General features: G+C 70.2%; 27 protein-coding genes. 21 read left to right on the top strand and 6 right to left on the bottom strand.

Annotation, left to right across the window (positions count from 1 at the left end; genetic code table 11):
* Positions 1–9: 9 nt before the first annotated feature.
* The 5 genes from ACIBHX_RS43340 to ACIBHX_RS43320 all read left to right on the top strand — a co-directional run bounded on the left by ACIBHX_RS43340 (position 10) and on the right by ACIBHX_RS43320 (position 4100).
* On the top strand, positions 10–1074 hold the full coding sequence (locus ACIBHX_RS43340; RefSeq protein WP_397073694.1) for a glycosyltransferase family 4 protein: 1065 nt from the start codon (positions 10–12) through the stop codon (positions 1072–1074).
* A gap of 176 nt (positions 1075–1250) precedes the next feature.
* Positions 1251–2228, top strand: coding sequence for a TerC family protein (locus ACIBHX_RS43335; protein ID WP_397073692.1), 978 nt, complete (start codon positions 1251–1253; stop codon positions 2226–2228).
* An 80-nt stretch (positions 2229–2308) separates the two neighbouring features.
* Positions 2309–2962, top strand: a complete 654-nt coding sequence (locus ACIBHX_RS43330; protein ID WP_397073691.1) for a phosphatidylserine decarboxylase — start codon at positions 2309–2311, stop codon at positions 2960–2962.
* Entirely contained in the window at positions 2949–3770 is an 822-nt protein-coding gene (pssA, locus tag ACIBHX_RS43325) for a CDP-diacylglycerol--serine O-phosphatidyltransferase (RefSeq protein ID WP_397073690.1), read from the top strand. The genes ACIBHX_RS43330 and pssA overlap by 14 nt, the downstream gene beginning before the upstream one ends.
* Positions 3771–3824: 54 nt before the next feature.
* Positions 3825–4100 carry a hypothetical protein gene (locus tag ACIBHX_RS43320; protein WP_397073688.1) on the top strand — a complete coding sequence of 92 codons (276 nt, stop codon included), beginning with the start codon at positions 3825–3827 and terminating at the stop codon, positions 4098–4100.
* 113 nt (positions 4101–4213) lie between these two features.
* Here the strand turns inward: ACIBHX_RS43320 and ACIBHX_RS43315 are convergent, their stop codons facing one another.
* Both ACIBHX_RS43315 and ACIBHX_RS43310 read right to left on the bottom strand, forming a co-directional pair.
* Positions 4214–4855, bottom strand: coding sequence for an MBL fold metallo-hydrolase (locus ACIBHX_RS43315; RefSeq protein ID WP_397073686.1), 642 nt, complete (start codon positions 4853–4855; stop codon positions 4214–4216).
* Entirely contained in the window at positions 4852–5607 is a 756-nt protein-coding gene (locus tag ACIBHX_RS43310) for a maleylpyruvate isomerase family mycothiol-dependent enzyme (RefSeq protein ID WP_397073684.1), read from the bottom strand. Before ACIBHX_RS43310 ends, ACIBHX_RS43315 begins: the two co-directional genes overlap by 4 nt.
* 203 nt (positions 5608–5810) lie before the next feature.
* Between ACIBHX_RS43310 and uvrA the strand changes: the two genes are divergently transcribed.
* The 5 genes from uvrA (at position 5811) to ACIBHX_RS43285 (ending at position 11442) form a co-directional block, all read left to right on the top strand.
* Positions 5811–8651, top strand: coding sequence for an excinuclease ABC subunit UvrA (gene uvrA / locus ACIBHX_RS43305; RefSeq protein WP_397073683.1), 2841 nt, complete (start codon positions 5811–5813; stop codon positions 8649–8651).
* Positions 8652–8756: 105 nt separating this feature from the next.
* Positions 8757–9887 (top strand): ArgE/DapE family deacylase, encoded by a 1131-nt coding sequence (locus tag ACIBHX_RS43300; RefSeq protein WP_397073681.1) that lies wholly within the window; start codon positions 8757–8759, stop codon positions 9885–9887.
* 99 nt (positions 9888–9986) lie between these two features.
* Positions 9987–10415: a Rieske (2Fe-2S) protein gene (locus ACIBHX_RS43295; RefSeq protein WP_397073680.1), complete on the top strand. Its 429-nt coding sequence runs from the start codon at positions 9987–9989 to the stop codon at positions 10413–10415.
* A gap of 104 nt (positions 10416–10519) precedes the next feature.
* Positions 10520–10978: a Rieske (2Fe-2S) protein gene (locus ACIBHX_RS43290; protein WP_397073679.1), complete on the top strand. Its 459-nt coding sequence runs from the start codon at positions 10520–10522 to the stop codon at positions 10976–10978.
* Between the two features lie 44 nt (positions 10979–11022).
* Entirely contained in the window at positions 11023–11442 is a 420-nt protein-coding gene (locus ACIBHX_RS43285; RefSeq protein WP_397073678.1) for a Rieske (2Fe-2S) protein, read from the top strand.
* A gap of 3 nt (positions 11443–11445) precedes the next feature.
* On the opposite strand, the gene ACIBHX_RS43280 is transcribed toward ACIBHX_RS43285, so the two are convergent.
* Complete coding sequence (locus ACIBHX_RS43280; RefSeq protein ID WP_397073676.1) at positions 11446–12162, bottom strand: dienelactone hydrolase family protein; 717 nt, start codon at positions 12160–12162, stop codon at positions 11446–11448.
* Positions 12155–12820: a type 1 glutamine amidotransferase domain-containing protein gene (locus ACIBHX_RS43275; protein ID WP_397073675.1), complete on the bottom strand. Its 666-nt coding sequence runs from the start codon at positions 12818–12820 to the stop codon at positions 12155–12157. The genes ACIBHX_RS43280 and ACIBHX_RS43275 overlap by 8 nt, the downstream gene beginning before the upstream one ends.
* 72 nt (positions 12821–12892) lie before the next feature.
* Between ACIBHX_RS43275 and ACIBHX_RS43270 the strand changes: the two genes are divergently transcribed.
* From ACIBHX_RS43270 to whiA, 5 genes are all read left to right on the top strand, one after another.
* Positions 12893–13762, top strand: coding sequence for a LysR family transcriptional regulator (locus tag ACIBHX_RS43270; RefSeq protein ID WP_397073673.1), 870 nt, complete (start codon positions 12893–12895; stop codon positions 13760–13762).
* Between the two features lie 288 nt (positions 13763–14050).
* Entirely contained in the window at positions 14051–15949 is a 1899-nt protein-coding gene (gene uvrC, locus ACIBHX_RS43265) for an excinuclease ABC subunit UvrC (protein ID WP_397073672.1), read from the top strand.
* A gap of 2 nt (positions 15950–15951) precedes the next feature.
* Positions 15952–16821 (top strand): RNase adapter RapZ, encoded by an 870-nt coding sequence (gene rapZ / locus ACIBHX_RS43260; protein WP_397073670.1) that lies wholly within the window; start codon positions 15952–15954, stop codon positions 16819–16821.
* Positions 16818–17771 carry a uridine diphosphate-N-acetylglucosamine-binding protein YvcK gene (gene yvcK, locus ACIBHX_RS43255; RefSeq protein ID WP_397073668.1) on the top strand — a complete coding sequence of 318 codons (954 nt, stop codon included), beginning with the start codon at positions 16818–16820 and terminating at the stop codon, positions 17769–17771. Before rapZ ends, yvcK begins: the two co-directional genes overlap by 4 nt.
* A gap of 71 nt (positions 17772–17842) precedes the next feature.
* Positions 17843–18823, top strand: coding sequence for a DNA-binding protein WhiA (whiA, locus tag ACIBHX_RS43250; RefSeq protein ID WP_397073666.1), 981 nt, complete (start codon positions 17843–17845; stop codon positions 18821–18823).
* 243 nt (positions 18824–19066) lie between these two features.
* Here the strand turns inward: whiA and ACIBHX_RS43245 are convergent, their stop codons facing one another.
* Positions 19067–19627 carry a hypothetical protein gene (locus ACIBHX_RS43245; protein WP_397073664.1) on the bottom strand — a complete coding sequence of 187 codons (561 nt, stop codon included), beginning with the start codon at positions 19625–19627 and terminating at the stop codon, positions 19067–19069.
* 45 nt (positions 19628–19672) lie between these two features.
* Positions 19673–20311 (bottom strand): hypothetical protein, encoded by a 639-nt coding sequence (locus tag ACIBHX_RS43240; RefSeq protein WP_397073663.1) that lies wholly within the window; start codon positions 20309–20311, stop codon positions 19673–19675.
* 176 nt (positions 20312–20487) lie between these two features.
* Here ACIBHX_RS43240 and gap point away from each other — a divergent pair, with 176 nt between their 5' ends.
* The 6 genes from gap to ACIBHX_RS43210 all read left to right on the top strand — a co-directional run bounded on the left by gap (position 20488) and on the right by ACIBHX_RS43210 (position 24815).
* On the top strand, positions 20488–21492 hold the full coding sequence (gene gap, locus ACIBHX_RS43235) for a type I glyceraldehyde-3-phosphate dehydrogenase (protein ID WP_397073662.1): 1005 nt from the start codon (positions 20488–20490) through the stop codon (positions 21490–21492).
* Positions 21492–22676: a phosphoglycerate kinase gene (locus tag ACIBHX_RS43230; protein ID WP_397073660.1), complete on the top strand. Its 1185-nt coding sequence runs from the start codon at positions 21492–21494 to the stop codon at positions 22674–22676. The genes gap and ACIBHX_RS43230 overlap by 1 nt, the downstream gene beginning before the upstream one ends.
* Complete coding sequence (tpiA, locus tag ACIBHX_RS43225) at positions 22673–23449, top strand: triose-phosphate isomerase (RefSeq protein ID WP_397073658.1); 777 nt, start codon at positions 22673–22675, stop codon at positions 23447–23449. The genes ACIBHX_RS43230 and tpiA overlap by 4 nt, the downstream gene beginning before the upstream one ends.
* A gap of 99 nt (positions 23450–23548) precedes the next feature.
* On the top strand, positions 23549–23779 hold the full coding sequence (gene secG / locus ACIBHX_RS43220; protein WP_214324142.1) for a preprotein translocase subunit SecG: 231 nt from the start codon (positions 23549–23551) through the stop codon (positions 23777–23779).
* Between the two features lie 63 nt (positions 23780–23842).
* On the top strand, positions 23843–24187 hold the full coding sequence (locus ACIBHX_RS43215) for an RNA polymerase-binding protein RbpA (protein WP_219465784.1): 345 nt from the start codon (positions 23843–23845) through the stop codon (positions 24185–24187).
* Positions 24188–24410: 223 nt separating this feature from the next.
* Positions 24411–24815 carry a hypothetical protein gene (locus tag ACIBHX_RS43210; protein WP_397073655.1) on the top strand — a complete coding sequence of 135 codons (405 nt, stop codon included), beginning with the start codon at positions 24411–24413 and terminating at the stop codon, positions 24813–24815.
* Positions 24816–24819: the final 4 nt, after the last annotated feature.

The following is a 24819-nucleotide window of genomic DNA, read 5'->3' as shown; positions in this document are numbered from 1 at the left end:
GGAGCGGTCGTGCGGGTGGCGTTCGTGCTCGGGACCACCACGGGCGGGACGGGGCGGCACGTGGCGATGCTGGTCGAGGGCCTGACCAGGCGCGGCCACCAGGCGCTCGTCGCCGGGCCCCCGTCGGTGGAGCGGCAGTTCGGATTCAGCGGGCGCGGCGCCCGCTTCGTGCCCGTCCCCGTCTCCGACCGCCCGCATCCCGTCAACGACGTGCGCGCCGTCGCCGCGATCCGGCGCCTGACCCGTGACGCCGACATCGTGCACGCCCACGGCCTGCGCGCCGGCGCCCTGGCGGCCCTCGCCCGCCCCCGCGCCACGCTCGTCGTCACCCTGCACAATGCCCTCACCGCCGGCGGCCTCATCGGCATCGTGTACGGCGTGCTCGAGCGCATCGTGGCACGCGCCGACCGCATCCTCGTGGTCTCGCCCGACCTGGGCGAGCGCATGCGGCGCCTGGGAGCGCGCGACGTGCGCCCCGCCGTCGTGCCCGCCCCGCCCCCGCGCCCGGCCGGGCGTGACCCGCAGGATGTACGCGCCGAGCTCGGCCTGGGTGAGCGCGCCCTGGTCCTCAGCGTGGGCAGGCTCGCCCAGCAGAAGGGCCTGGACACCCTCCTGGACGCCGCCGGAGGCGTCGAGGGCGCCGTGTTCGCCGTGGCGGGCGAAGGACCGCTGCGGAGCGAACTGCAGGCCAGGATCGACGCGGAAGGGCTTCCCGTGGCCCTGCTCGGCAACCGCGACGACGTGCCCGACCTGCTCAACGCCGCCACCGTCGCGGTGTGGGCAAGCCGCTGGGAAGGCCAGCCGCTCAGCCTCAGCGAGGCGCTGATGACCGGCACGCCGGTCGTGGCCACCGCCACGGGCGGCATCCCCGACCTGATGGGCGACGCCGGGATCCTGGTGCCCTACGGGGACGCGGAGGCGCTCCGCTCTGCCGTACGGACGGTCATCGACGACGCGGCCGAGGCCGAGCGGCTGGCACGGGCGGCGGCGCGCCGAGGAGCGGAGCTGCCCCGCGAAGCTGATGCGATCGACAGCGTTCTGGCCGCATACGGCCAAGATCGCGAGAAAGATTAGGCGAGGCTAACGTGTTCTCATATACTGCGTTAGTTAGAGGAGGGGAGTATCCCTTCGCGACAGCTTCGTCATCACGGTGCCGCCCCGATCCATGGGGCCCCCGGGGCTGTCGGTCCGCGTCGAGCGGGCGGGAGAGACCTCCGGCAATGAGTCATGCATGCCGGAGGTTGTGAATCGTGACCGTACCCATGTGGGCCTGGATCGCCGTCATCGGCGGGCTGCTGCTTGTTCTCGCCGTCGACCTGTGGATCGTCGACCGCGGGGAGGCCCGCGAATTCTCGATGAAACAGGCGGGATACTGGGTCACCTTCTACGTCGCCCTTGCCGTGATCTTCGGGGGGGTGCTGTGGGCCGGGTCAGGGCCTGACAAGGCGGGGGAGTTCTTCGCCGGATACATCACCGAATACAGCCTCAGTGTCGACAACCTGTTCATCTTCTTCATCATCATGAGCAGGTTCGCCGTGCCCCGCGTCTACCAGCACAAGGTGCTGCTCGTCGGCATCGTGCTGGCACTGGTGATGCGCGGCCTGTTCATCGCGCTCGGCGCCGCCGCGCTCCAGCGCTTCAGCTGGCTGTTCTACGTCTTCGGCGCCTTCCTCGTCTACACCGCGATCAACCTCATCCGGCAGCACCTCAAGGGCAACGAAGACGAGTTCAACGAGAACATCCTGCTGCGCTGGGTGCGCAAGGCCTTCCCCACCACCGACGGGTACGTCGGCTCGAAGGTCAGCGTCAAGATCGACGGCAAGCGGTTCGTCACCCCGATGCTGATCGTCATGGTCGCCATCGGCACCACCGACCTGCTGTTCGCGCTCGACTCCATCCCGGCGATCTTCGGGCTCACCCAGGACCCGTTCGTGGTCTTCACCGCCAACGCCTTCGCGCTGATGGGGCTGCGCCAGCTGTACTTCCTGCTGGGCGGGCTGCTACAGCGCCTGGTCTACATCAGCTATGGTCTCGCGTTCATCCTCGGGTTCATCGGGGTTAAGCTGATTCTGGAGGCGCTGCACGCCAGCGGGGTCTCCTGGGCGCCCGAGATTCCCATCTGGGCGTCGCTCACGGTCATCGGCGCCACCATGGTCATCACCACTGCGGCGAGCCTGATCAAGGTCCGGATCGACGCGCGCAAGGGCGAGGAAACCAGGGCTAGCTAAATGGCGTTCGAGGCGTTGTGATAGTTGCAGGTTCTGTAACATCACAAAGCGCCCAGTCCAGTCACCAACAAAGGTTGTTCGTGTCAGACGATTCTGCAAAGCCAGGCCGCCTGCGGCTGGCCAGGGGCACCTCCCCATGGCTCCTCCCGACGGCCACCGCGGCTGCCGCCGCCACCCTCCTGGTGCGCCGCGACCGGCGCTGGGCGCTCGCGGCCGTGCCGCTGTCCGCGCTCACCGGCGCGATGCTCTGGTTCTTCCGCGACCCCGACCGTGAGCCTGGTCAGGGCCGGATCCTGTCGCCCGCCGACGGGGTGGTGCAGAGCATCGACGCCTGGCCCGACGGCCGTACCCGGGTCGCCATCTTCATGAGCCCGGCGAACGTGCACGTCAACAGGGCCCCCCTTGCGGGGACCGTCACCTCGGTGCAGCATGTGGCGGGTGGGTTCCTGCCGGCTTTCAACAAGGACAGTGACCAGAACGAGCGCGTGGTGTGGCATTTCGCGCCGGCCGACGACAGTGGGCTCGGTGACATCGAGATGGTGCAGATCGCGGGTGCGGTGGCGCGCAGGATCGTGCCGTACGTAAGCGAAGGCGCCAAGGTCTCGCAGACCGAGCGGATCGGCCTGATCAGGTTCGGTTCGCGGGTCGACATCTATCTTCCCGAAGGGATCGCCCCCGCGGTGTCCGTGGGGGAGAAGACGGTTGCGGGGGTGACCAGAATTGACCGCGGCTGACGCCGGTAGCTGGCAGGCCGAAGAAGACGAGCCACGCGGTCCGGTCGGCAAGGCGTTCAGGCTGTCGGCCGCCGACTCGCTGTCCCTGGGCAACGCGCTCTGCGGGTTCCTCGCGGTGTGCGTGCTGGCGGGCTCGGCCATCCAGTCGCTGCAGGCACACTCCAAGCTGGAGATCGCGCCCGGCTTCTTCGCCACCGCGGTGGTGCTGCTGCTGATCGGCGCGACCTGCGACCTGTTCGACGGGCTCGTCGCCCGCCGCTTCCGCGCCTCGGCGATGGGTGCCGAGCTGGACAACCTGGCCGACGTCATCAGCTTCGGCTTCGCCCCGGCGTTCATGGTCGTCGTCTGGGGCGGCTTCAGCGGCAGAGTGCCGTTCACCGCCGTGCTGGTGGTCGCCGCGTCCGTGCTGATCGCCGGCGTCGTACGGCTGGCGCGTTTCGCCTGCGTCAAGACCAAGAGCGGCGACTTCATGGGGCTGCCCATCCCGATGGGCGCGATGACCGTGATCTCCATCGTGCTGCTGTTCCAGCCGAGCTGGCCCGCGCTGGTCGCGGTGCTCGGCGTGGCCTGGCTCATGGTCAGCCGCATCGAGTACCCCAAGCCCAAGGGGCAGCTGCTGGCCGGCGTCCTGGCCTGGATCATGGTGAACGCGGCGTTCCTCACCGTGTGGGTGGCCTGGCCGCAGGGCGGCGACATGCCCATCAAGGTGGGCGCGTCCATGCAGATCGCGCTCGTCGCCGCGATCCCGCTGCGGATGCTGTTCTACAAGCGCGAGCAGCGCAAGGAACGCGAGCGCGTCGGCGGCTAGCGCCACGCGCCGACAGAGGAGGCGTGCGGGCGGCCGACGCGCGATGATGGTGACATGCCGCGCGAGCACACCCGCACGTACTACCTCGGCAAGCTGGCCGCCGAGCTGGAGCTCCGCGGGCTGACCGCCCAGCTGCGCGACCACCCTCCGGCGCTGCGGGTCAGCGATCCTGACACGGCCATGCTGGTCGAGACCGTCGACTGCGTGCCGCTTTCTGACGGATGGTTCTACCGGTGGTCCTGGGGAGAGATCGTCGGCCTCGCGGACGACCCCGCCCTCGCCGCCCAGCGCATCGCCCACGTCCTCGCCTGCCGCCCCACCACCGACTGACGCCCCCTTCTCTTTCGGCGTGCGGACGCCTGCCCCGAGGGCGACGCCGGTCGCGCGCCCCTGGCCTGGTGCGGCGGGCAGGGGCGGCTTCGCCGTACAGGAAGAAGGTCAGATCACCAGCCGCGGGCCTTCCACTCCGGGAGGGAGGGGCGCTCGGCGCCCAGGCTGGTGTCCTTGCCGTGCCCGGGATAGACCCAGGTCTCGTCAGGGAGCCGGTCGAAGAGACGCTCCACCACGTCGGTGTAGAGCTGGTCGAAGCGTGCCGGGTCCTTCTGGGTGTTGCCCACCCCGCCGGGGAAGAGCGAGTCCCCGGTGAACAGGTGCGTGCCGTACAGCAGCGCGATCGAGCCCGGCGTGTGCCCGCGCAGGTGGATGACCTCGAGGCTGACGTTTCCGAAGGTGATCGTGTCGCCGTGCGAGACGGTCCTGTCGGGCGTGATGGGCAGCGGGGCCGCGTCGAGCGGGTGGGCGATCGTGGCGGCGCCGGTGACCTTGGCCACCTGTTCGAGCGCCTGCCAGTGGTCGCCGTGCTGGTGGGTCGTGACGATCCACTTCAGCGGCCCGTCGGCGGTCAGGGCGAGCAGCCGGTCGGCCTCGGCGGCGGCGTCGATGAGCAGTTCCTCGCCCGTCTCGGTGCAGCGCAGCAGGTAGGCGTTGTTGTCGAACGGGCCGACGGCCAGCTTGGCGATCGTCAGCCCGGGCAGTTCGCGCACGTCGGCCGGCCCGCCGACCTGAACGTCACCGGTGTAGGTCATGGGTAGTCCTTCGGAGGCGTCGCGGTCAGGGCATCGGGGGCGGGCATCGTCAGCCAAGGCGGCGCGGACGGCAATCGCCCCTCGGGCACCACACTAACCCCGTCTCCATCCGAGCGTCCGGTCAGCCAGGCGAGCACCTCGGCCGCTCCGCCCGCCACGACGGGGCCTTCGCCCAGGTCTGTCCACGTCTCGCCGCCGTCGATGCGGATCTCGCTGACGGTGGCCTGGCCGTACGGCCAGCAGATGCGGCAGGCGTGCAGCTCGCGGCGGACGAACGAGGCGGACCAGTCGGCAGGGGTGAACCCGGCGTCCAGGTCGACGCGGTGCATGCCGACCTCGCGCAGCCGCCTGACCAGGCAGTACCAGGCAGGGTGGGACGGCGGGCGCATCGGGGTGACCATGGTCCGCCAGCCCTCCTCGGGCATGTCCCTGACGGCCTGGGCCAGCCGGGCGGCGCCGTCCTCGACGGCTGCCAGGTGTTCGGCGGGGGAACGGGTGGCGTTGCGCTCGATCTCGGCGGCGCGGGCCTCGGGACCGGCGTACTGCGGCGTCCGCACGCCCGTCCTGGCCCAGGTGAGCAGCCGGAGATGCGAGTCGGCGTTGCCCGCGACGTGGGCCAGGACGTGGCCGCGGGTCCAGCCGGGCAGCCGCGAGGGCGCGGCCACGTCGCCGGGCGAGAGAGCGGCGGCGGTGGTCAGAAGGCGGTTCGTGGCCTCGGCCAGTTCGGCCTGGATCGCCGGTAGAACGGTCATATACCGATATTTCATCAGATGCCCCGGGCATAAGGGGGCAGGTCATGCGGTTGACTGTGAAAGCCCTCTGCCGTGGCCAGGGAAGGCCGTAACCTGAGAGGGACGGATTTTCGGGGGTCGATGCGCGGGCACCGAAAACTGTCGGGGCCACCGTCTACCATCCCCCGTTGGACCTATCCGCCTTTACGACATCCGGGATCGCCGTGGCAGACCGCCTGATCGTGCGTGGTGCACGTGAACACAACCTCAAGGACGTCTCGCTAGACCTACCGCGAGACTCTCTGATCGTTTTCACCGGCCTGTCCGGCTCGGGCAAGTCCAGCCTGGCCTTCGACACCATCTTCGCCGAGGGCCAGCGGCGCTACGTGGAGTCCCTGTCGGCCTACGCCCGCCAGTTCCTCGGCCAGATGGACAAGCCGGACGTCGACTTCATCGAGGGCCTGTCGCCCGCGGTCTCGATCGACCAGAAGGCCACCAGCAAGAACCCCCGCTCGACCGTCGGCACGATCACCGAGGTCTACGACTACCTGCGACTGCTGTGGGCGCGCATCGGCAAGCCGCACTGCCCGGTATGCGAGCGCCCGATCGCCCGACAGTCGCCGCAGCAGATCGTCGACCGCGTGATGGACCTGGAGGAGGGCACCCGCTTCCAAGTGCTCGCCCCGGTCGTCAGAGGCCGCAAGGGCGAGTACGGCGAGCTGTTCCGCGAGCTGCAGACCAAGGGCTTCGCCCGCGCCCGCGTCGACGGCACCGTGATCAGGCTGGAAGAGCCGCCGGTGCTGAAGAAGTACGAGAAGCACGACATCGAGGTCATCGTCGACCGTCTGTCGGTCAAGGACACGGCCGTGCGGCGGCTGACCGACTCGGTGGAGACCGCGCTGCAGCTGTCCGGCGGCACGATCACGCTGGAGTTCGTCGACCTGCCCGAGGACGACCCCGGCCGCGAGCGCTTCTACTCCGAGCACCTCTACTGCCCCTACGACGACCTCTCGTTCGAGGAGCTGGAGCCGCGCTCGTTCTCCTTCAACTCCCCGTTCGGCGCCTGCCCGGAGTGCACCGGCCTGGGCACGAAGATGGAGGTCGACCCGGAGCTGGTCGTGCCCGACCCGGAGCTGGCCCTCCGCGAGGGCGCGCTGCACCCGTGGTCCGGCGGCCACACCAGCGAGTACTTCGTCCGGCTGATCGAGGCGCTCGGCCACACGATGGGCTTCACCCTCGACACCCCGTGGGAGAAGCTGCCCAAGAAGGCGCAGAAGGCGCTGCTCTACGGCCACGACGAGCAGGTCCACGTCCGCTACAGCAACCGCTACGGCCGCCAGCGCTCCTACTACACCACCTACGAGGGCGTGATCTCGTGGGTGCAGCGCAGGCACGCCGAGGCCGAGAGCGACGCCACCCGCGAGCGCTTCGAGGGCTACATGCGGGAGATCCCGTGCCCGACCTGCGACGGCAAGCGGCTCAAGCCGGTCACGCTGGCCGTGACCGTGGCGGACAAGTCGATCGCCGACGTGGCGTCCATGTCGATCGGCGAGTGCGCCAAGTTCCTGGCCGCGCTGCGGCTGTCCGACCGCGACATGCAGATCGCCGAGCGGGTGGTCAAGGAGATCAACGCCCGCATGGGCTTCCTGCTGGACGTCGGCCTCGACTACCTGACGATGGACCGCGCCGCGGCCACCCTGGCCGGTGGTGAGGCGCAGCGCATCCGGCTGGCCACCCAGATCGGCTCGGGGCTGGTCGGCGTGCTCTACGTGCTCGACGAGCCGTCCATCGGCCTGCACCAGCGCGACAACATGCGGCTGCTGGAGACGCTGATCCGGCTGCGCGACATGGGCAACACGCTGATCGTGGTCGAGCACGACGAGGACACCATCGCCGCCGCCGACTGGGTCGTCGACATCGGTCCCGGCGCGGGCGAGCACGGCGGCCAGGTCGTCGTGTCGGGCACCGTACAGGACCTGCTGACCAGCGAGGCGTCGCTGACCGGGGCGTACCTGTCGGGCCGCAAGTCCATCACGATCCCCGGCAAGCGCCGCAAGCGCGACAGGAAGCGCCAGATCACCGTCAAGGGTGCACGGGAGCACAACCTCAAGGGCATCGACATCGACTTCCCGTTGGGTGTGTTCACCGCGGTCACCGGGGTGTCGGGGTCCGGCAAGTCGACGCTGGTCAACGACATCCTCTACACCGCGCTGGCCAAGGAGCTGCACGGCGCGCGCACGGTGCCCGGCCGCCACTCCCGCATCAACGGCATGGACCAGGTCGACAAGGTGGTCCACGTCGACCAGGCCCCGATCGGGCGCACGCCGCGCTCCAACCCGGCGACCTACACCGGCGTCTTCGACCATGTGCGCAAGCTGTTCGCGGCCACCACCGAGGCAAAGGTGCGCGGCTACCAGCCGGGGCGCTTCAGCTTCAACGTCAAGGGTGGCCGCTGCGAGTCGTGCGCCGGCGACGGCACCATCAAGATCGAGATGAACTTCCTGCCGGACGTCTACGTCCCCTGCGAGGTCTGCCACGGCGCCCGCTACAACCGGGAGACCCTGGAGGTCCACTACAAGGGCAAGACCATCTCCGAGGTGCTGGACATGCCGATCGAGGAGGCGCTCGGCTTCTTCGAGGCGATCCCGGCGATCAAGCGGCACCTGCAGACGCTCAACGACGTCGGCCTCGGCTACGTCCGGCTCGGACAGCCGGCCACCACGCTGTCGGGCGGCGAGGCGCAGCGCGTCAAGCTCGCCTCCGAGCTGCAGCGCCGCCAGACCGGCCGGACGATCTACGTCCTCGACGAGCCGACCACCGGTCTGCACTTCGAGGACATCCGGCGGCTGCTCGGCGTGCTCGGGCGGCTGGTCGACGGGGGCAACACCGTGATCGTCATCGAGCACAACCTCGACGTGATCAAGACGGCCGACTGGGTGATCGACATGGGCCCCGAGGGCGGCTCCCGCGGCGGCACCCTCGTCGCCTCGGGCACGCCGGAAGAGGTCGCCCTGGTGGACGACAGCCACACCGGCCGCTTCCTCCGCAAGATCCTCTCCCTCTGACCCCTTCACCGGACCCCGCACGGCAGACCGCCGCGCGGGGTCTCGTCGTTCCGGTACGGGAGGGTGGGGTTGACCTTGGGGGTGGGGCGGAGGGAGACTCCGTTTGTGATCTTGGACTTGTTGCGGGAGCTGGTCGGCATCGACTCCGTGAATCCCGGGCTCGTGCCCGGCGGGGCGGGGGAGGGGGCGATCGCGGACCACTGCGCGCGGTGGTTCGGCGAGCGTGGGTTCGAGGTGCACCGGCTCGAGGAGCGGGCGGGGCGGCCGTCGATCGTGGCGATCGCGCGCGGGAGCGGTGGCGGGCGGTCGCTGATGTTCAACGGGCATCTCGACACCGTGGGGCTCGCCGGCTACGACGGTGATCCGCTGGCGGCCGAGGTCCGCGACGGGCAGATCCACGGGCGGGGCGCCTTCGACATGAAGGGCGGGCTGGCCGCCATGATGGTGGCCGCGCACGAGGCCACGCGGCTCGGGCTGCGCGGGGACGTGCTGGTGGCGTGCGTGGCCGACGAGGAGTTCGGCAGCCACGGCACCGAGGAGGTGCTGCGGCACTTCACCGCCGACGCCGCCATCGTGGCCGAGCCCAGCCACCTGGAGCTGACGGTCGCGCACAAGGGGTTCGCCTGGTTCGAGGTCGAGATCGAGGGGCGGGCGGCGCACGGGTCGCGGCCCGACCTGGGGATCGATGCGATCGTCAAGGCCGGGCACTTCCTGGTCGCCCTGGAGGAGTGGCAGCGGCGGCTCGGCGCCGGGGACGGGCATCCGCTGCTGGGGACCGGGAGCGTGCACGCCTCGACGATCGACGGCGGGCAGGAGGCCTCGACGTATCCGGCGCGGTGCCGGGTCACGCTGGAGCGGCGGACGATCCCCGGTGAGACCACCGAGTCGGCGCGGGCGGAGCTCGAGGCGCTGCTCGACGGGCTCGTGGCCACGGTGCCGGACTTCCGGTACCGGGTGGTGCAGGGGCTCGGGCGGCCGCCCTTCCAGGCAGACAGGGAGTCGCCGATCGTGGCGTGCCTGGCCGCGCAGGCGGACAAGGAGCTCGGGCATCCGCCGGTGATCCGGGGCGAGCCGTTCTGGACCGACTGCGCGCTCTACGACGCGGCCGGGATCCCCTGCGTGCTGTACGGCGCGGGCGGCGAGGGCGCCCACGCGGCCACGGAATGGGCGGACGCCGCCTCGGTCGAACGCCTCGCCCGCATCTTCACCGCCACCATCGCCGACTTCTGCGCCTGACCCCACCCAGGAGCCGGGCCACGCCGGACCCGGCTGGGGGGCCGGGGGATGGTCTCAATAGGCTTGTGTGCAGGTAAAGAGACCTAACGGGGAGTATCCATGGCAGGCAAGGCGAGTGGTTCTCGTGTGCCCGGAATCGGGCGGCGCGAGGTCATCGGGGCGGCCGGAGTCGCCGTGTGCGGGCTGGCGCTGACGGCGTGCGGCGGCGGAAGCAAGCCCACCTCGGCTGCCGGGATCAAGGGAAAGGTCATCGCCAAGACCGCCGACGTGCCGGTGGGCGGCGGCCACCTCGTCGACGAGTGGAAGATCATGGTCACGCAGCCCAAGCAGGGCGTCTACAAGGCGTTCAGCGCGGTCTGCACGCACGCGGGCTGCACCGTCGGCTCGCCCGAGGACGACGTCATGACGTGCCCGTGCCACGGCAGCGAGTTCTCCTGCGACACCGGCCAGCCGGTCAAGGGCCCGGCCAAGGCGCCGCTCACGGTCTACAAGGTGCAGGTGCAGGGCGACGGAATCGTGGTCGTGTGAACCGGTAATTCTGCGTGGTTCCCAGGCTCCCAGGTACGGCACGCTGAACCGGCGCGCAGTCGCCAGCCGTACCTGAGGAGAGACCCAACCTGGGAGGACGCATCATGACCGATACGACACGCCGCGCGGTGGTCTTGGGGGCCGGGGGCGCAGGACTCGCGGCGGTGCTCACCGCCTGTTCGGGGTACGGCACCGCCAGTGGAGCCCAGCCGACCGAGGCACCCGCACAGAGCGAGCCTTCGGCCACCGCGTCGAAGAAGAAAAAGCAGAAGGTCGCCGAGGGGCTGGCCAGAAGCAGCGAGATCCCGGAGGGCGGCGGCAAGGTCTTCACCGACCAGAAGATCGTCGTCACGCAGCCCAAGGCGGGAGAGTTCAAGGCGTTCACCGCGATCTGCACCCATCAGGGCTGCACCGTCGCGAGCGTCTCGAACGGGACGATCAACTGCCCGTGCCACGGCAGCAAGTACAACATCGCCGACGGATCGGTCGCCAAGGGGCCGGCGTCCCAGCCGCTGGCCGAGAAGCAGATCAACGTCAAGGGCGGTGAGATCTCGCTCGCCTGACGCGCTTTCATGATTTTCTCACGTGCGTGCGATTGGCTGTTCGCATGGGAGATGAGCTCAAGAGCCGTAGGGCAGTGATCGCGGGCGTCGGTGCGGGCGGACTCACGCTTGCCCTGGCCGCCTGCGGTGGCAACAACACGGATAGCGGTACCAGTGCCACGGTCGCCGAGGCGCCCGGCGGGGGCCTGGGCAAGGCCTCGGAGATCCCCGTCGGCGGCGGCAAGGTGTTCGCCGGCCAGAAGGTCGTGGTGACGCAGCCGAAGTCAGGCGAGTTCAAGGCGTTCACCGCGGTGTGCACCCACCAGGGGTGCACGGTCGCCACGGTCGCCGACGGCACGATCAACTGCCCATGCCACGGCAGCAAGTACAACATCGCCGACGGCTCGGTCGCCAAGGGACCGGCGAACAAGCCGCTGGCCGAGAAGCAGATCAAGGTGAGCGGCGACGAGATCGCGCTGGCCTGACCGTCAGGCGAGGCCGTCCCGCAGCGCCTGCTCGATGTGCCGCCACGTCTCCTCCTGGTAGGGGGAGTCGGGGTCGGACAGGAAGGCGTGCGGGGCGCCCTCGACCACCACCATCTCGTGGGCGACGCCCTCGGCGCGCAGCCGGTCGGCGATGGCCGCGCGGTGCTCGGCGGTCACCACGTGATCGCGGTCGCCCACGATGTACACGAGCCTGCCCTTGATGCCGGCCGTCAGGTCGAGCGTGGGCTCAGGGCGGCTGATCGGGATCTCGGTGCCGGTCAGCCAGCCCGCGTACAGCACCACGGTCACCGTCAGGTCGAGCCGGGTGGCCGCGAGGTAGGCCAGGTGCCCGCCCAGGCTGAGGCCGACCATGCCGACCGCGCCGGTCGTGTCCTCGCGCGCGGCCAGATGCGCGGCCGCCGCCTGGACGTCTTCCAGCACGCCGGTACGGCTCAGCGTCGCCATCAGCTCGAACCCGCGGGCCCGCCCCTCGTCGGTGACCGGCAGTTCGACGCCGGGCTCGGCCCGGTGGTAGAAGTCCGGCGCGAGCACCACGTAGCCGCCGCGGGCGATCCGGTCGGCCACCGCGCGCACGTCCTCGGTCACGCCGAACAGCTGGTGCGCCACGATGACGCCGGGGTAGGCGCCCGGCGCGGCGGGCCGCGCGAGATAGGCGCCCATCGGTCCGTCGGGGGTCTGGATCGAGACGGTCTCACCCATGGCGCAGAACCTCCACGACCGCCTCGGCCACACCGGCCGCGGAGGCCGGGTTCTGACCGGTCACCAGCCGCCCGTCGCGGACGACCTGGGCCTGGAAGTCGGGTGCGGGCACGTGCTCGGCGCCCAGCTCGCGCAGCCGCGAGGCCAGCAGGAACGGCACCACGTCGGTGAGCCCGACGGCCGCCTCCTCCTTGTCGGTGAACGCGGCCACTCGGCGCCCCGCCACCAGTGGCGTGCCGTCCGGCAGCGTGACACCCACCAGCGCCGCAGGACCGTGGCACACCGCGGACACCACGCCACCGTCCTGGTAGATCGCCCGGGTCAAGGCGGCCAGGCGGGGGTTGTCCGGGAAGTCCCACATCGTGCCGTGCCCGCCGGCGAACAGGATCGCGTCGTACCGCGCCGGATCGGCCTCGGCCGCGCGCGGCGTCGCGGCGAGCTCGGGCAGTTCGAGGAAACGCCGCTGGAGCGGGTCGTCGGGGTCCGCCCCGTCCTGCGGCGGCGCGCCGCCCGCCACGCTGGCGAACTCCACCTCGAACCCCGCCCGCGTGAAGACCTCCCACGGGTGCGCCGCCTCGGACACGTAGAACCCGGTCCGGCGGCCTGTGTCGCCCAGCTTCGCGTGACTGGTCAGAACGATCAGAATGCGCTTCGTCATACCCCCATGCTCGCCCCGGTCCGCCATCGGCCGCCAATAGCCACACATGGGTGCATCCATCAGAATTCTGATATGGCACTCTCCTTCGACCTGCTGCGCACGTTCCTGGCCGTGCACCGCTCCGGCTCGGTCACGCGCGCCGCCGAGCTGCTCGGCCTGTCGCAGCCGGCCGTGACCGCCCAGATCAGGACCCTGGAGGAGGTGCTGGAACGGCCGCTGTTCGAACGGCTGCCGCGCGGGATGGCGCCGACCCCGGCCGCCGACCAGCTGGCCCGCCGCGTCTCCGGCCCGCTCGACTCGCTGGAGGAACTGGTCCTGGGTGACCTCAGCGGGCCCGCCGAGGCGTTCGGGCGCGCGGTGCACCTGGGCGGGCCCGCCGAGATCATGTGCGCCAGGGTGCTCCCGGCGCTGGCGCCCATGGTCGCCTCGGGCCTGCAGGTGCGGGCCACGCTGGGGCTGCCCGACGACCTGCTCGCCGCGCTGGCCGGCGGCAGCCTGGACGTGGTGATCGCCAGCGTCAGGCCGCGCAGGGGCGGGCTGCGGGTGGAGGCGCTGTGCGACGAGGAGTTCGTGCTGGTGGCGGCGCCCGGCTGGGCCGGCGAGCTGGACAGGGCGCCGCTGGTGGCCTACGCCGAGAACCTGCCGATCCTGCGCCGCTACTGGCGGGCCGTGTTCGGCGTGCGGCTCACCCGCTCGCCCGCGCTGGTCGTGCCTGACCTGCGCGGCGTGCTCGCCGCCGTGGTGGCCGGCGCCGGAGTGAGCGTGCTGCCGCGCTACCTGTGCGCCGGCGAGCTGGCGGACGGGCGGCTGCGAGCCCTGCTCGAGCCGGAGGTCGCCCCGCTCAACACACTCTTCCTGGTGACCCGCGCCGGCGCACCACACCCGGCCGCGGCGGCCGTACGGGAGCGGCTCCTCGCTGAAGGATCCGATTGGTCCATATAGCGAGACGAGACGTCTTGACGGCCGCGGTGACACCGTGGGGGACGCCGCTGGTGATCGTGGCGCTGGTGGTGTCGCAAAGGCCCGCCGGACGGCCCGGGTGCCCGGTCCAGGTCTCGCCGTGACGGTGGGGCACTGTCACCGACTCGCCGGAAGCGCCGGTCGCGGGTCCTCAGCCGGAGTGCGGCGGGCGGCCGGTGGGGTGGCCCGCCGTACATCAGAAAGGTCCCCCGCCGTACATCAGAAAGATCGAAGGTGGGCTTGTCGGTGCGGGTCGATAGGCTTGGACGCGTGGCGAGCCCCTTGAGTTTTCGGCCGAAACCCGGATCGATCCCCGAGTCACCCGGGGTCTACCGGTTCAGGGACCAGCACGGCCGCGTGATCTACGTGGGCAAGGCGAAGAGCCTGCGCCAGCGGCTTAACTCCTACTTCGCGGACTTCTCCGCGCTGCACCCGCGCACCCAGACCATGCTGACCACGGCCGCCGACGTCGACTGGACCGTCGTCGGCACCGAGGTCGAGGCGCTGCAGCTCGAATACTCCTGGATCAAGGAGTTCGACCCGCGCTTCAACGTCAAGTACCGCGACGACAAGTCCTACCCCTACCTCGCCGTCACCATGGGCGAGGACTTCCCGCGCGTGCAGGTGATGCGCGGCGCCAGGCGCAAGGGCACCCGCTACTTCGGCCCCTACTCCCACGCCTGGGCCATCCGCGAGACCGTCGACCTGCTGCTGCGCGTCTTCCCCGTCCGCACCTGCAGCGCAGGGGTGTTCAAGCGGGCCGGGCAGATCGGCCGGCCGTGCCTGCTCGGCTACATCGACAAGTGCTCGGCGCCCTGCGTCGGCCGGGTCACCCCCGAGGAGCACCGCGAGCTGGCCGAGGACTTCTGCGACTTCATGGCCGGCAACACCAGCCGCTTCATCAGGCGACTGGAGAAGGACATGCGCGACGCGGCCGCCGTGGAGGAGTTCGAGCGGGCCGCCCGGCTGCGCGACGACATCCAGGCGCTGCAGCGGGCGCTGGAGAAGCAGGCCGTCGTGCTCGGCGACGCCACCGACGCCGACGTGATCGCACTGGCCGAGGACCAGCTCGAGGCGGCCGTCCAGGTCTTCTACGTGCGCGGCGGCCGCATCAGGGGCCAGCGCGGCTGGGTCGTCGACAAGGTCGAGGAGACCACGCCCGGCGCCCTCGTCGAGCACTTCCTCCTGCAGATCTACGCCGAGGGTGAGATCCCGCGCGAGGTCCTGGTGCCCACCCTGCCGCCCGAGCCCGCCGCCGTCACCGAGCTGCTGTCGGAGCAGCGCAACGCCAAGGTGGAGCTGCGCGTGCCGCAGCGCGGCGACAAGAAGGCGCTCATGGAGACCGTCGAGCGCAACGCCAAGGAGTCCCTCGCGCAACACAAGATCCGCCGCGCCAGCGACCTGACCACCCGCAGCAAGGCGCTGCAGGAGATCGCCGACGCGCTCGACCTCGACCAGGCGCCGCTGCGCGTCGAGTGCTACGACGTGTCCCACCTGCAGGGCGAGACCGTGGTCGCCTCCATGGTGGTCTTCGAGGACGGCCTGGTCAGGAAGAGCGAATACCGCCGCTTCGCCGTCAAGACCAAGGAAGGCGACGTCGCTTCCATCTACGAGGTCATCCAGCGCCGCTTCAAGCGCTACCTCGAAGAGCGCGCCAACACCGGCGAGCTGGCCGCCGAAGACGCCGGCAACGGGCCGATCGACCCCGAGACCGGCAAGCCGCGCAAGTTCGCCTACCCGCCCAACCTGGTCGTCGTCGACGGCGCAGGCCCGCAGGCCGCCGCCGCCCAGCGCGCGCTCGACGAGCTCGGCATCGACGACGTGGCCGTGTGCGGCCTGGCCAAGCGACTGGAGGAGGTGTGGCTGCCCGGCGACGACCAGCCGGTCATCATGCCGCGCTCCAGCGAGGGCCTCTACCTGCTGCAACGCGTGCGTGACGAGGCGCACAGGTTCGCCATCACCTACCATCGTTCCAAGAGGTCCAAGACGGTGAAGGAGAGCGCGCTCGACGGGGTGCCAGGGCTCGGCCCGGCACGCAAGCAGGCGCTGCTCAAGCACTTCGGCTCGCTGAAGAAGCTCAAAGAGGCCACCGTCGCCGATATCTGCCAGGTCCCCGGCATCGGACAGTCCACAGCCGAGGTGATCGTGTCGACGCTGAAGGGGGAGTGACCGTGAACACCACCGAGCCGGCGTTCGTCATCGTCACCGGCATGTCGGGAGCGGGCCGCAGCACCGCCGCCAAGGCCCTGGAGGACCTCGGCTGGTTCGTCATCGACAACCTGCCGCCCGGCCTGCTGTTCGCCATGGCCGAGGAGGCGGGGAAGGTCAAGCTGGCCGCCGACAAGGTCGCCGCCGTCGTCGACGTGCGCAGCCTGGCCTTCACCACCGACCTCAACGCCGCCATCGAGGAGCTGGAGGGGCGCGGGGTCCGCGTCCGCGTGGTCTTCCTCGAGGCCAGCGACGAGGAGCTGGTGCGCAGGTTCGAGAACGTCCGCAGGCCCCACCCGCTGCAGGGCGAGGGCCGCCTGGTCGACGGCATCGCCCGCGAGCGCGGCATCCTGCGCGAGGTGCGCGCCAACGCCGACCTGGTCATCGACACCTCCGCGCACAACGTCCACGAGCTGCGCAACAAGATCGTCGCCTACTTCGGCGGGGAGGACCGCCCCGGGCTCCGGCTCAACGTGGTCTCCTTCGGCTTCAAGTACGGCCTGCCGGTCGACGCCGACCTCGTGGTCGACTGCCGGTTCCTGCCCAACCCGCACTGGGTGCCCGAGCTGCGGCCGATGAACGGCCTCGACGCGCCCGTGCGCGAGTACGTCCTCGGTCAGCCGGGCGCCAAGGAGTTCCTGGACGCCTACGAGGAGGTTCTCAAGGTCGTCGCCGCCGGATACGCGCGCGAGGGCAAGAGCTATGCGACTCTGGCAGTGGGATGCACGGGCGGTAAGCACCGCAGCGTGGCCATGGCCGAGCAGGTCGCCGCCCGGCTGCGCGACCGCGGGATGGAGGTCCAGGTGAGTCACCGGGATGTGGGGCGGGAGTGACGGATGAGCGCGAGGATGCGGGCGGCCCGAAGGTAGTGGCACTAGGCGGCGGACACGGACTCTACGCGTCCCTGTCCGCCTTGCGTGCCGTCACCGAGCGGCTGACGGCCGTCGTCACCGTGGCCGACGACGGTGGATCCAGCGGCAGGCTCCGCCGCGAGCTGGGCGTCCTGCCCCCGGGCGACCTGCGGATGGCGCTGGCCGCGCTGTGCGGCGACGACGAGTGGGGCAGCACCTGGAGCCACGTCGTCCAGCACAGATTCCGCAGCGAGGGCGACCTGCACGGCCACGCGGTCGGCAACCTGCTGATCGTGGCGCTGTGGGAGTTGCTCGGCGACCCCGTGCAGGGCCTCGACTGGGTCGGGCGGCTGCTCGGCGCCCAGGGCAGGGTGCTGCCGATGGCCTCCGTGCCGCTCGACATCGTGGCCGAGGTCGAGTTCGACGGCGTCATCTCCACCGTGCGCGGGCAGGTCGCCTGCGCGCTGACGCCAGGGCGCGTCCACGCCATCTCGCTGGTTCCCGAGGACCCACCGGCGCGGCCCGAGGCCGTCGAGGCGGTGCTGGACGCCGACTGGGTGGTGTTCGGGCCCGGGTCCTGGTTCACCAGCGTGCTGCCGCACCTGAAGGTGCCGGAGCTGGCCAGGGCGCTGCACCACACCAAGGCGAAACGGCTCGTCACCCTCAACCTGGCGCCTCAGCCGGGGGAGACCGACGACTTCTCGCCGCAGCAGCACCTGGAGGTCCTCCGCCAGCACGCGCCCGACTTGTCGATAGATGTCGTGCTCGCCGACACGGCCGTGGTCGACGACCGCGACGCGCTGGACAAAGCCGCCGCCGCCCTGGGCGGACGGCTCGTCACCTCCGACGTGGCCACCGGCGACGGCTCCCCGAAGCACGACCCACGACGTCTTGCCTCCGTCCTGGACGAGATTTTCCTCCAGAAGCGTTGATCCTGGTCGGCGCGCTGCCAAGGTGCGAGAGACTGACGAGAGCCGGTCTGAATGGGGGAGGACTAACGCTTATGGCGATGACGGGTGTGGTGAAGGACGAACTGAGCCGCCTGCCGGTGTTGAAGCCTTGCTGCCGCAAGGCGGAGGTGTCGACGCTGCTGCGGTTCGCCAGCGGCCTGCACCTGGTGGGCGGGCGCATCGTGATCGAGGCCGAGCTCGACACCAACGCCACCGCGCGGCGGCTCATCAAGGACATCGGCGAGGTCTTCGGCCACAAGGCCGAGGTGCTCGTGCTCGCGCCCGCCGGGTTGCGCAAGGGCTCGCGGTACGTGGTCCGCGTCTACCGCGACGGTGAGGCGCTCGCCCGGCAGACGGGCCTCATCGACAACCACGGCCGCCCGGTCCGGGGCCTGCCCCGCCAGGTCGTGGCCGGTGCCGCCTGCGACGCCGAGGCCGCCTGGCGCGGCGCGTTCCTCGCGCACGGCTCGCTCACCGAGCCGGGGCGGTCGATGTCGCTCGAGGTCACCTGCCCGGGCCCGGAGGCGGCGCTCGCCCTGGTGGGCTCCGCGCGGCGGCTGAAGATCCACGCCAAGGCCCGCGAGGTGCGCGGCGTCGACCGGGTGGTCGTCCGCGACGGCGACGCCATCAGCGCGCTGCTCACCCGGCTCGGCGCGCACGACAGCGTGCTGGCCTGGGAGGAGCGCCGCATGCGCCGCGAGGTGCGGGCCACCGCCAACCGGCTGGCCAACTTCGACGACGCCAACCTGCGCCGCTCGGCCCGCGCGGCCGTCGCCGCCGGAGCCCGCGTGCAGCGCGCCCTGGAGATCCTCGGGGAGGAGGCCCCCGATCACCTCGTGGTCGCCGGCCGCCTGCGCGTGGAACACAAGCAGGCCTCCCTGGAGGAGCTGGGCCAGATCGCCGACCCGCCGCTCACCAAGGACGCCATCGCCGGACGCATCCGGCGCCTGCTCGCGATGGCCGACAAGCGCGCCTGCGACCTCGGCATCCCCAACACCGAGGCCAACCTCACCGTGGACATGCTCGCCCCGTGATCATCTCGTCCGGCAGGCGACGGTCTTGATCTTCTCGCGACTTGATCTTGTACGGCAGGCCGAGGTAACGCGCACGCGCCGTAGTCTGGCCGGCCTCAGTCCTGGCCGGTCGTGAGGGCCGACGGGGTCGCTCGCCGTTACGGCCGCGCTGTTGTCGTGGCTTCGTGGTCCCCGGCCGAGCGCCGTCCATCTCGCCCGGGCCTGATGCCGAGGGCGTCGTCGGGGACGACGCCCTCGGGTAGGTCACGCCTTGGGAGCCGGGTCCTGCCGCGGGGTGTCCGTCTGGGTGCCCGCGGGGGCGTCAGGGGTAGGCGCCGTGGGGGTCCAGCCCTGGAGGTTCGCGGCCTGGGGCGGGGCGTCGGAGGGGACCTCGCCGGGGGTGGCCTCCTTCACCCGCTTGTTGACGAAGGAGAATGCGGCGGCGGCGCTGATCGCCCAGAAGACGAGCATCAGGGGGTTCTCGCCGATGACGTCCGAGAAGCTGCCGGCGACCGCGGAGAGAGCGTCGCCGAAGCCGACAGGGGTGCCGTCGATGCCCAGCTTGGTCAGCAGGATCGCCAGGCCGAGCATCTGGCCGAGAGCCGCTCCTACCAGGCCCATGACGGCCGCCAGCGGCGGCAGGACCGGGCTGGTCGGCTTGACGGCCATGATGCCGAGGCCGACCAGCACGCCGACGCCGATGCTGACGATGCCGCGCTCGCGCTCGGTGATGCCGATGAAAGCGCCGAAAAGGCCGGCGCCGACGAGCATGGCCAGGATGCCGACGAGGATGCCGGGGACTAAGCCACTCTTCTGCTGATTCATGGTGGGGGGTCCTTGGGAGGCGGGTAGAGGGATGAAAGGGGCACCCTACTGTTTCTGGGTGGGATTGCGCGGGGTGAACAGGTCCGCCGTCGGCTGCTGGGTGGGAGCCTGGGCGGGCTCGAACGGGGCCCGGTACTCGGGCTCCTCGGATTCCGGGGCCTCGACGGGCTCCTGGGCGCGGTCGCGGCGGCGCAGGCGGCGCACGCGCAGGGCCACCAGGACGAAGGCGACGAGCGCGGATATGGCCACCAGCAGCCAGACGGGCCAGGATCTGTCGATCGGACTGATGAAGAGGCTCAGCGCCGAACGCATCCCGCTCATGAACTCGTCCAGGCCGGGAGCGCGAAGAGGGGCGCCCGCCGTCCCCGATGTGTCCAACGCGTACACGACCATGTGCGGCGCGATGCCGACGAGCAGCCCGGCCGCCTCGGCGGCGGCCGCGTAGAGGGCCGCGAGCGGCGGCAGGACGAGGCCGCGCGGGCGGACCAGGCAGATCAGGCCGCCCACGATCAGGCCCGTCACCACGGCCAGCCCGGCGCCGAGCGGCCAGCCGTTCCAGGCCTTGAACACCGCGGGCAGGCGGTCCTCGACGTAGACGACGGCGGCGACCCCCGAGGCGCACACCAGCGATGCGATCAAACCGACGATGAGCCCGGACAGCAGCCCGGACCTGCGTTGCGACATCTCAGCCCCCAGAGATTTACTCCAACGAGTCGGGCACTTTACTCGAAGCCCGCAAAATGCGCTTCCGGATTGCCTCTACGCAGGGCGGGGGTTGGAGTGGTCTAAACCAATTTCGGTCCGATAGGGTTCGTGATTGAGGTTTCAGCCCGCCATCATGTACGAGGAGATCGGTTCCCGTGAGCATCCGCGTAGGCGTCAACGGCTTCGGCCGTATCGGTCGCAACTTCTGGCGCGCGGTCGCCGCCAGCGGCAAGGACATCGAGATCGTGGCCGTCAACGACCTGACGGACAACGCGACGCTCGCCCACCTGCTGAAGTACGACAGCATCCTGGGCCGCCTGCCGTACGAGGTGAAGGCGACCAGCGACGAGATCACCGTCGACGGCAAGTCCATCAAGGTCTTCGAGGAGCGCGACCCGGCCAAGCTGCCGTGGGGCGACCTCGGGGTCGACGTGGTGCTGGAGTCGACCGGCCTGTTCACCGACGCCGCCAAGGCCAAGGTGCACGCCGACAACGGCGCCAAGAAGGTCATCATCTCCGCGCCCGCCAAGGGTGAGGACATCACCATCGTGATGGGCGTCAACGACGACAAGTACGACCCCGCCCAGCACACGATCATCTCCAACGCGTCCTGCACCACCAACTGCCTGGCCCCGCTGGCGAAGGTGCTCAACGACTCCTTCGGCATCGAGAAGGGTCTGATGACCACCATCCACGCCTACACGCAGGACCAGAACCTGCAGGACGGCCCGCACAAGGACCTGCGCCGCGCCCGCGCCGCCGCCGTCAACGTGGTGCCCACCTCCACCGGCGCCGCCAAGGCCATCGGCCTGGTGCTGCCCGAGCTGAAGGGCAAGCTGGACGGCTTCGCGATGCGCGTGCCGATCCCCACCGGCTCGGCCACCGACCTCACCGTCGAGGTCAAGCGCGACGTCACCCTGGACGAGGTCAAGGCCGCCTACAAGGCCGCCGCCGAGGGCGAGCTCAAGGGCTACCTGACCTACACCGAGGACGAGATCGTCTCCAGCGACATCGTCACCGACCCGGCCTCCTGCATCTTCGACGCCGGCCTCACCAAGGTCATCGGCAACCAGGTCAAGGTCATCGGCTGGTACGACAACGAGTGGGGCTACTCCAACCGCCTCGTCGACCTCATCCAGCTGGTGGGCGCTGACCTCTGATGCGCACGCTCGACGATCTCGACGTGAAGGGACGGCGCGTGCTCGTGCGCGCCGACCTCAACGTCCCACTTGACGGTGAGACGATCACCGACGACGGGCGCATCCGCGCGTCGGTCCCGACCATCAAGACGCTGGTCGACAGGGGCGCGAAGGTCATCGTCTGCGCTCACCTCGGCCGCCCTAAGGGCTCCGTCAACCCGAAGTACTCGCTCGCGCCGGTCGCCAAGCGCCTGGGTGAGCTGCTCGGGGATGGGGTGCTCTTCGCCCAGGACGTGGTCGGCCCCAACGCGGTCGACACGGTGGCCTCGCTCGGTGAGGGCGAGGTCGCGCTCCTGGAGAACCTCCGCTTCGAGCCGGGCGAGGAGTCCAAGGACGACGCGGTACGGCAGGCGTTCGCGGCCAAGCTGGCCGCCCTGGCCGAGCTGTACGTCGGGGACGGCTTCGGAGCCGTGCACCGCAAGCACGCCAGCGTCTACGACGTGCCCAAGCTGCTCCCGCACGCCGCGGGCGGCCTGGTCGTGGCCGAGGTCGAGGTGCTGAGGAAGCTGACCGAGGACACCGAGCGCCCCTACGTGGTCGTGCTCGGCGGCGCCAAGGTCTCCGACAAGCTCGGCGTCATCGCCAACCTCCTCGGCAAGGTCGACCGGCTGGTCATCGGCGGCGGCATGGCCTACACCTTCCTCAAGGCCCAGGGCCACGAGGTCGGCAACTCGCTGCTCCAGGAGGACCAGCTCGACCAGGTGCGCGGCTTCCTCAACGAGGCGGTCAAGCGCGGCGTCGACCTGGTGCTGCCGGTGGACGTGCTGGCGGCCACGCACTTCGACAAGGACGCCGAGCACGAGGTGGTCGACGCCACCGCGATCCCCAAGGACCGCGAGGGTCTCGACATCGGTCCCGGGAGCAGGGAACTGTTCGCGGCCAAGCTGGCCGACGCCGGGACGATCTTCTGGAACGGCCCGATGGGCGTGTTCGAGTTCGACGCCTTCGCCGGCGGCACCAGGGCGGTGGCCGAGGCCCTGATCGCCTCTGAGGGCTTCACCGTGGTGGGCGGCGGCGACTCGGCGGCAGCCGTACGCAAGCTGGGCCTGCCCGAAGAGGGCTTCTCGCACATCTCCACCGGTGGCGGGGCGAGCCTGGAGTATCTCGAAGGCAAATCCCTGCCGGGGCTGGAGGCGCTGCAGTGAGAAAGCCGCTCATCGCCGGCAACTGGAAGATGAACCTCAACCACCTCGAGGCCATCGCCCTGGTCCAGAAGCTGGCGTTCGCGCTCACCGACAAGGACCTCGACCGGGTCGAGGTCGCGGTGCTGCCGCCCTACACCGACCTGCGCAGCGTGCAGACGCTCGTCGACGGCGACAAGCTGCGCATCGAGTACGGCGCGCAGGACCTGTCCCAGTACGACGCCGGCGCCTACACCGGCGAGATCTCGGGTGCGATGCTGGCCAAGCTCGGCTGCACGTTCGTGGTCATCGGCCACTCCGAGCGCCGCCAGTACCACCACGAGGACGACGACCTGGTCAACACCAAGGTGCAGGCCGCCTACCGGCACTCGATCACGCCCATCCTGTGCGTCGGCGAGGGCCTGGAGGTACGCCAGGCGGGCGGCCAGGTGGCGCACAGCGTGTCACAGCTTGACGGTGCGCTGCGCAAAATCACGGCGGAGCAGGCAAAATCGATAGTAGTGGCCTACGAGCCCGTCTGGGCGATCGGCACGGGCGAGGTGGCCACTCCCGAGGACGCCCAGGAGGTGTGCGGCGCGTTGCGAGCCAGACTCGCCGAGCTGTACGACTCCGAAGTGGCCTCAGGTGTCCGTATCCTTTACGGAGGCTCGGTCAAGGCAGGCAACATCGCGGGGATCATGGCTCAACCCGATGTCGACGGCGCGCTCGTGGGCGGTGCCAGCATCGACGCAGGGGAGTTCGTCAAGATCTGCCGTTTTCCCGATTTGTCTGCCTAACTGGGTTGTTCCGGAGGCGCGACTTGACAGCAAGCCGTACCCTCAAGAAGCAAGTTTGAATCGTCACGCGTAACAGAGCATTGAAGGAACAGGCATACCGTGGAAATCGGAATCTCCATCGCCCTCATCCTGGCGAGCTGTCTGATGGTTCTGCTCGTCCTGCTCCACAAGGGCAAGGGCGGCGGCCTCTCGGACATGTTCGGCGGCGGCTTCTCGTCGAACTTCGGCGGTTCCTCGGTGGTGGAGCGCAACCTCGACCGGCTGACCGTCATCACGGGCACCGTATGGTTCGTCTGCATCATCGCTCTGGGCCTGCTGCTCAAGCCCTGAGCAGAAGCGTGACAGTGATTCTCCCCCCGTGTCTCGCGGGGCGATCGAGCGAGGAGTTCATCCGTGGGTAGTGGCAACGCGATCCGTGGCAGCCGTGTCGGCGCCGGCCCGATGGGGGAGGCCGAGCGCGGCGAGGCAGCTCCGAGAGTGCGGGTCTCGTTCTGGTGCGCGAACATGCACGAGACGCGCCCCAGCTTCGCCAGCGACGCGGCGGTCCCCGAGACGTGGGACTGCCCACGCTGCGGCCTTCCCGCCGGCCAGGACGAGCAGGCCCCGCCTGCGCCGCCCAAGAACGAGCCGTACAAGACGCACCTGGCGTACGTGAAGGAGCGCAGGAGCGACAAGGACGGCAAGGCCATCCTGGAGGAGGCGCTCGAGCGCCTGCGCAACAACAAGTCACCCTGGTAACCACCAGGCGAGTCACGTAAGGCCCTCCCAGCCGGGAGGGCCTTTTTCGTGTGCGCGATCTGGTGACCCGGAACGCGCACCCCCTTTCTCTACGGTGATCACACCGCAGCAAGAAAGGGGAAACCACGTGCGCATAACGGCACTGACGGGGGCCGCATGGAGCAGGAGAACGGGATCAAGCAGGTCTGCCGGGCGTGAGCCGCTCCGGCGAAAGGAGCGTCGCGTGAACAAGCGAATGTGGCTGGCCGCGATCCCGGTCCTGCTCGCCTGCCTGGCGCCCACCGCGGCATCGGCGGAGCAGACCAGGACGGCGCGCTGGGGGATCAAAGGCGAGGTCGTTTCGGACACGGGGCTCGCGCCGCGCCAGGTGACGGTCTGGCGGAGCGACCAGGAGGGCCACGTCCCCGTCTACACCGTTCACGACGACCAGAAGGTCACGCCCTACCTGGAGTACGGCGAGACGATCTGGATCTCGTGCTGGATCGAGGGACCGGCCAGGACCGGTCCTTATGGGACGTCCAACAGGTGGGACGTCTACTGGCCGTCGCTCACGCCGATGCGCGCGGTCCCCGACGCGTGGGTCTACACGGGCGGCGACATCGCCAACCAGACCAGCCACTGCGACTGACTCA

This window comes from Nonomuraea sp. NPDC050536, assembly GCF_044457685.1.
In the GTDB taxonomy this organism is placed as follows: Bacteria; Actinomycetota; Actinomycetes; order Streptosporangiales; family Streptosporangiaceae; genus Nonomuraea.
This window is presented reverse-complemented; position numbering and strand designations above follow the sequence as displayed.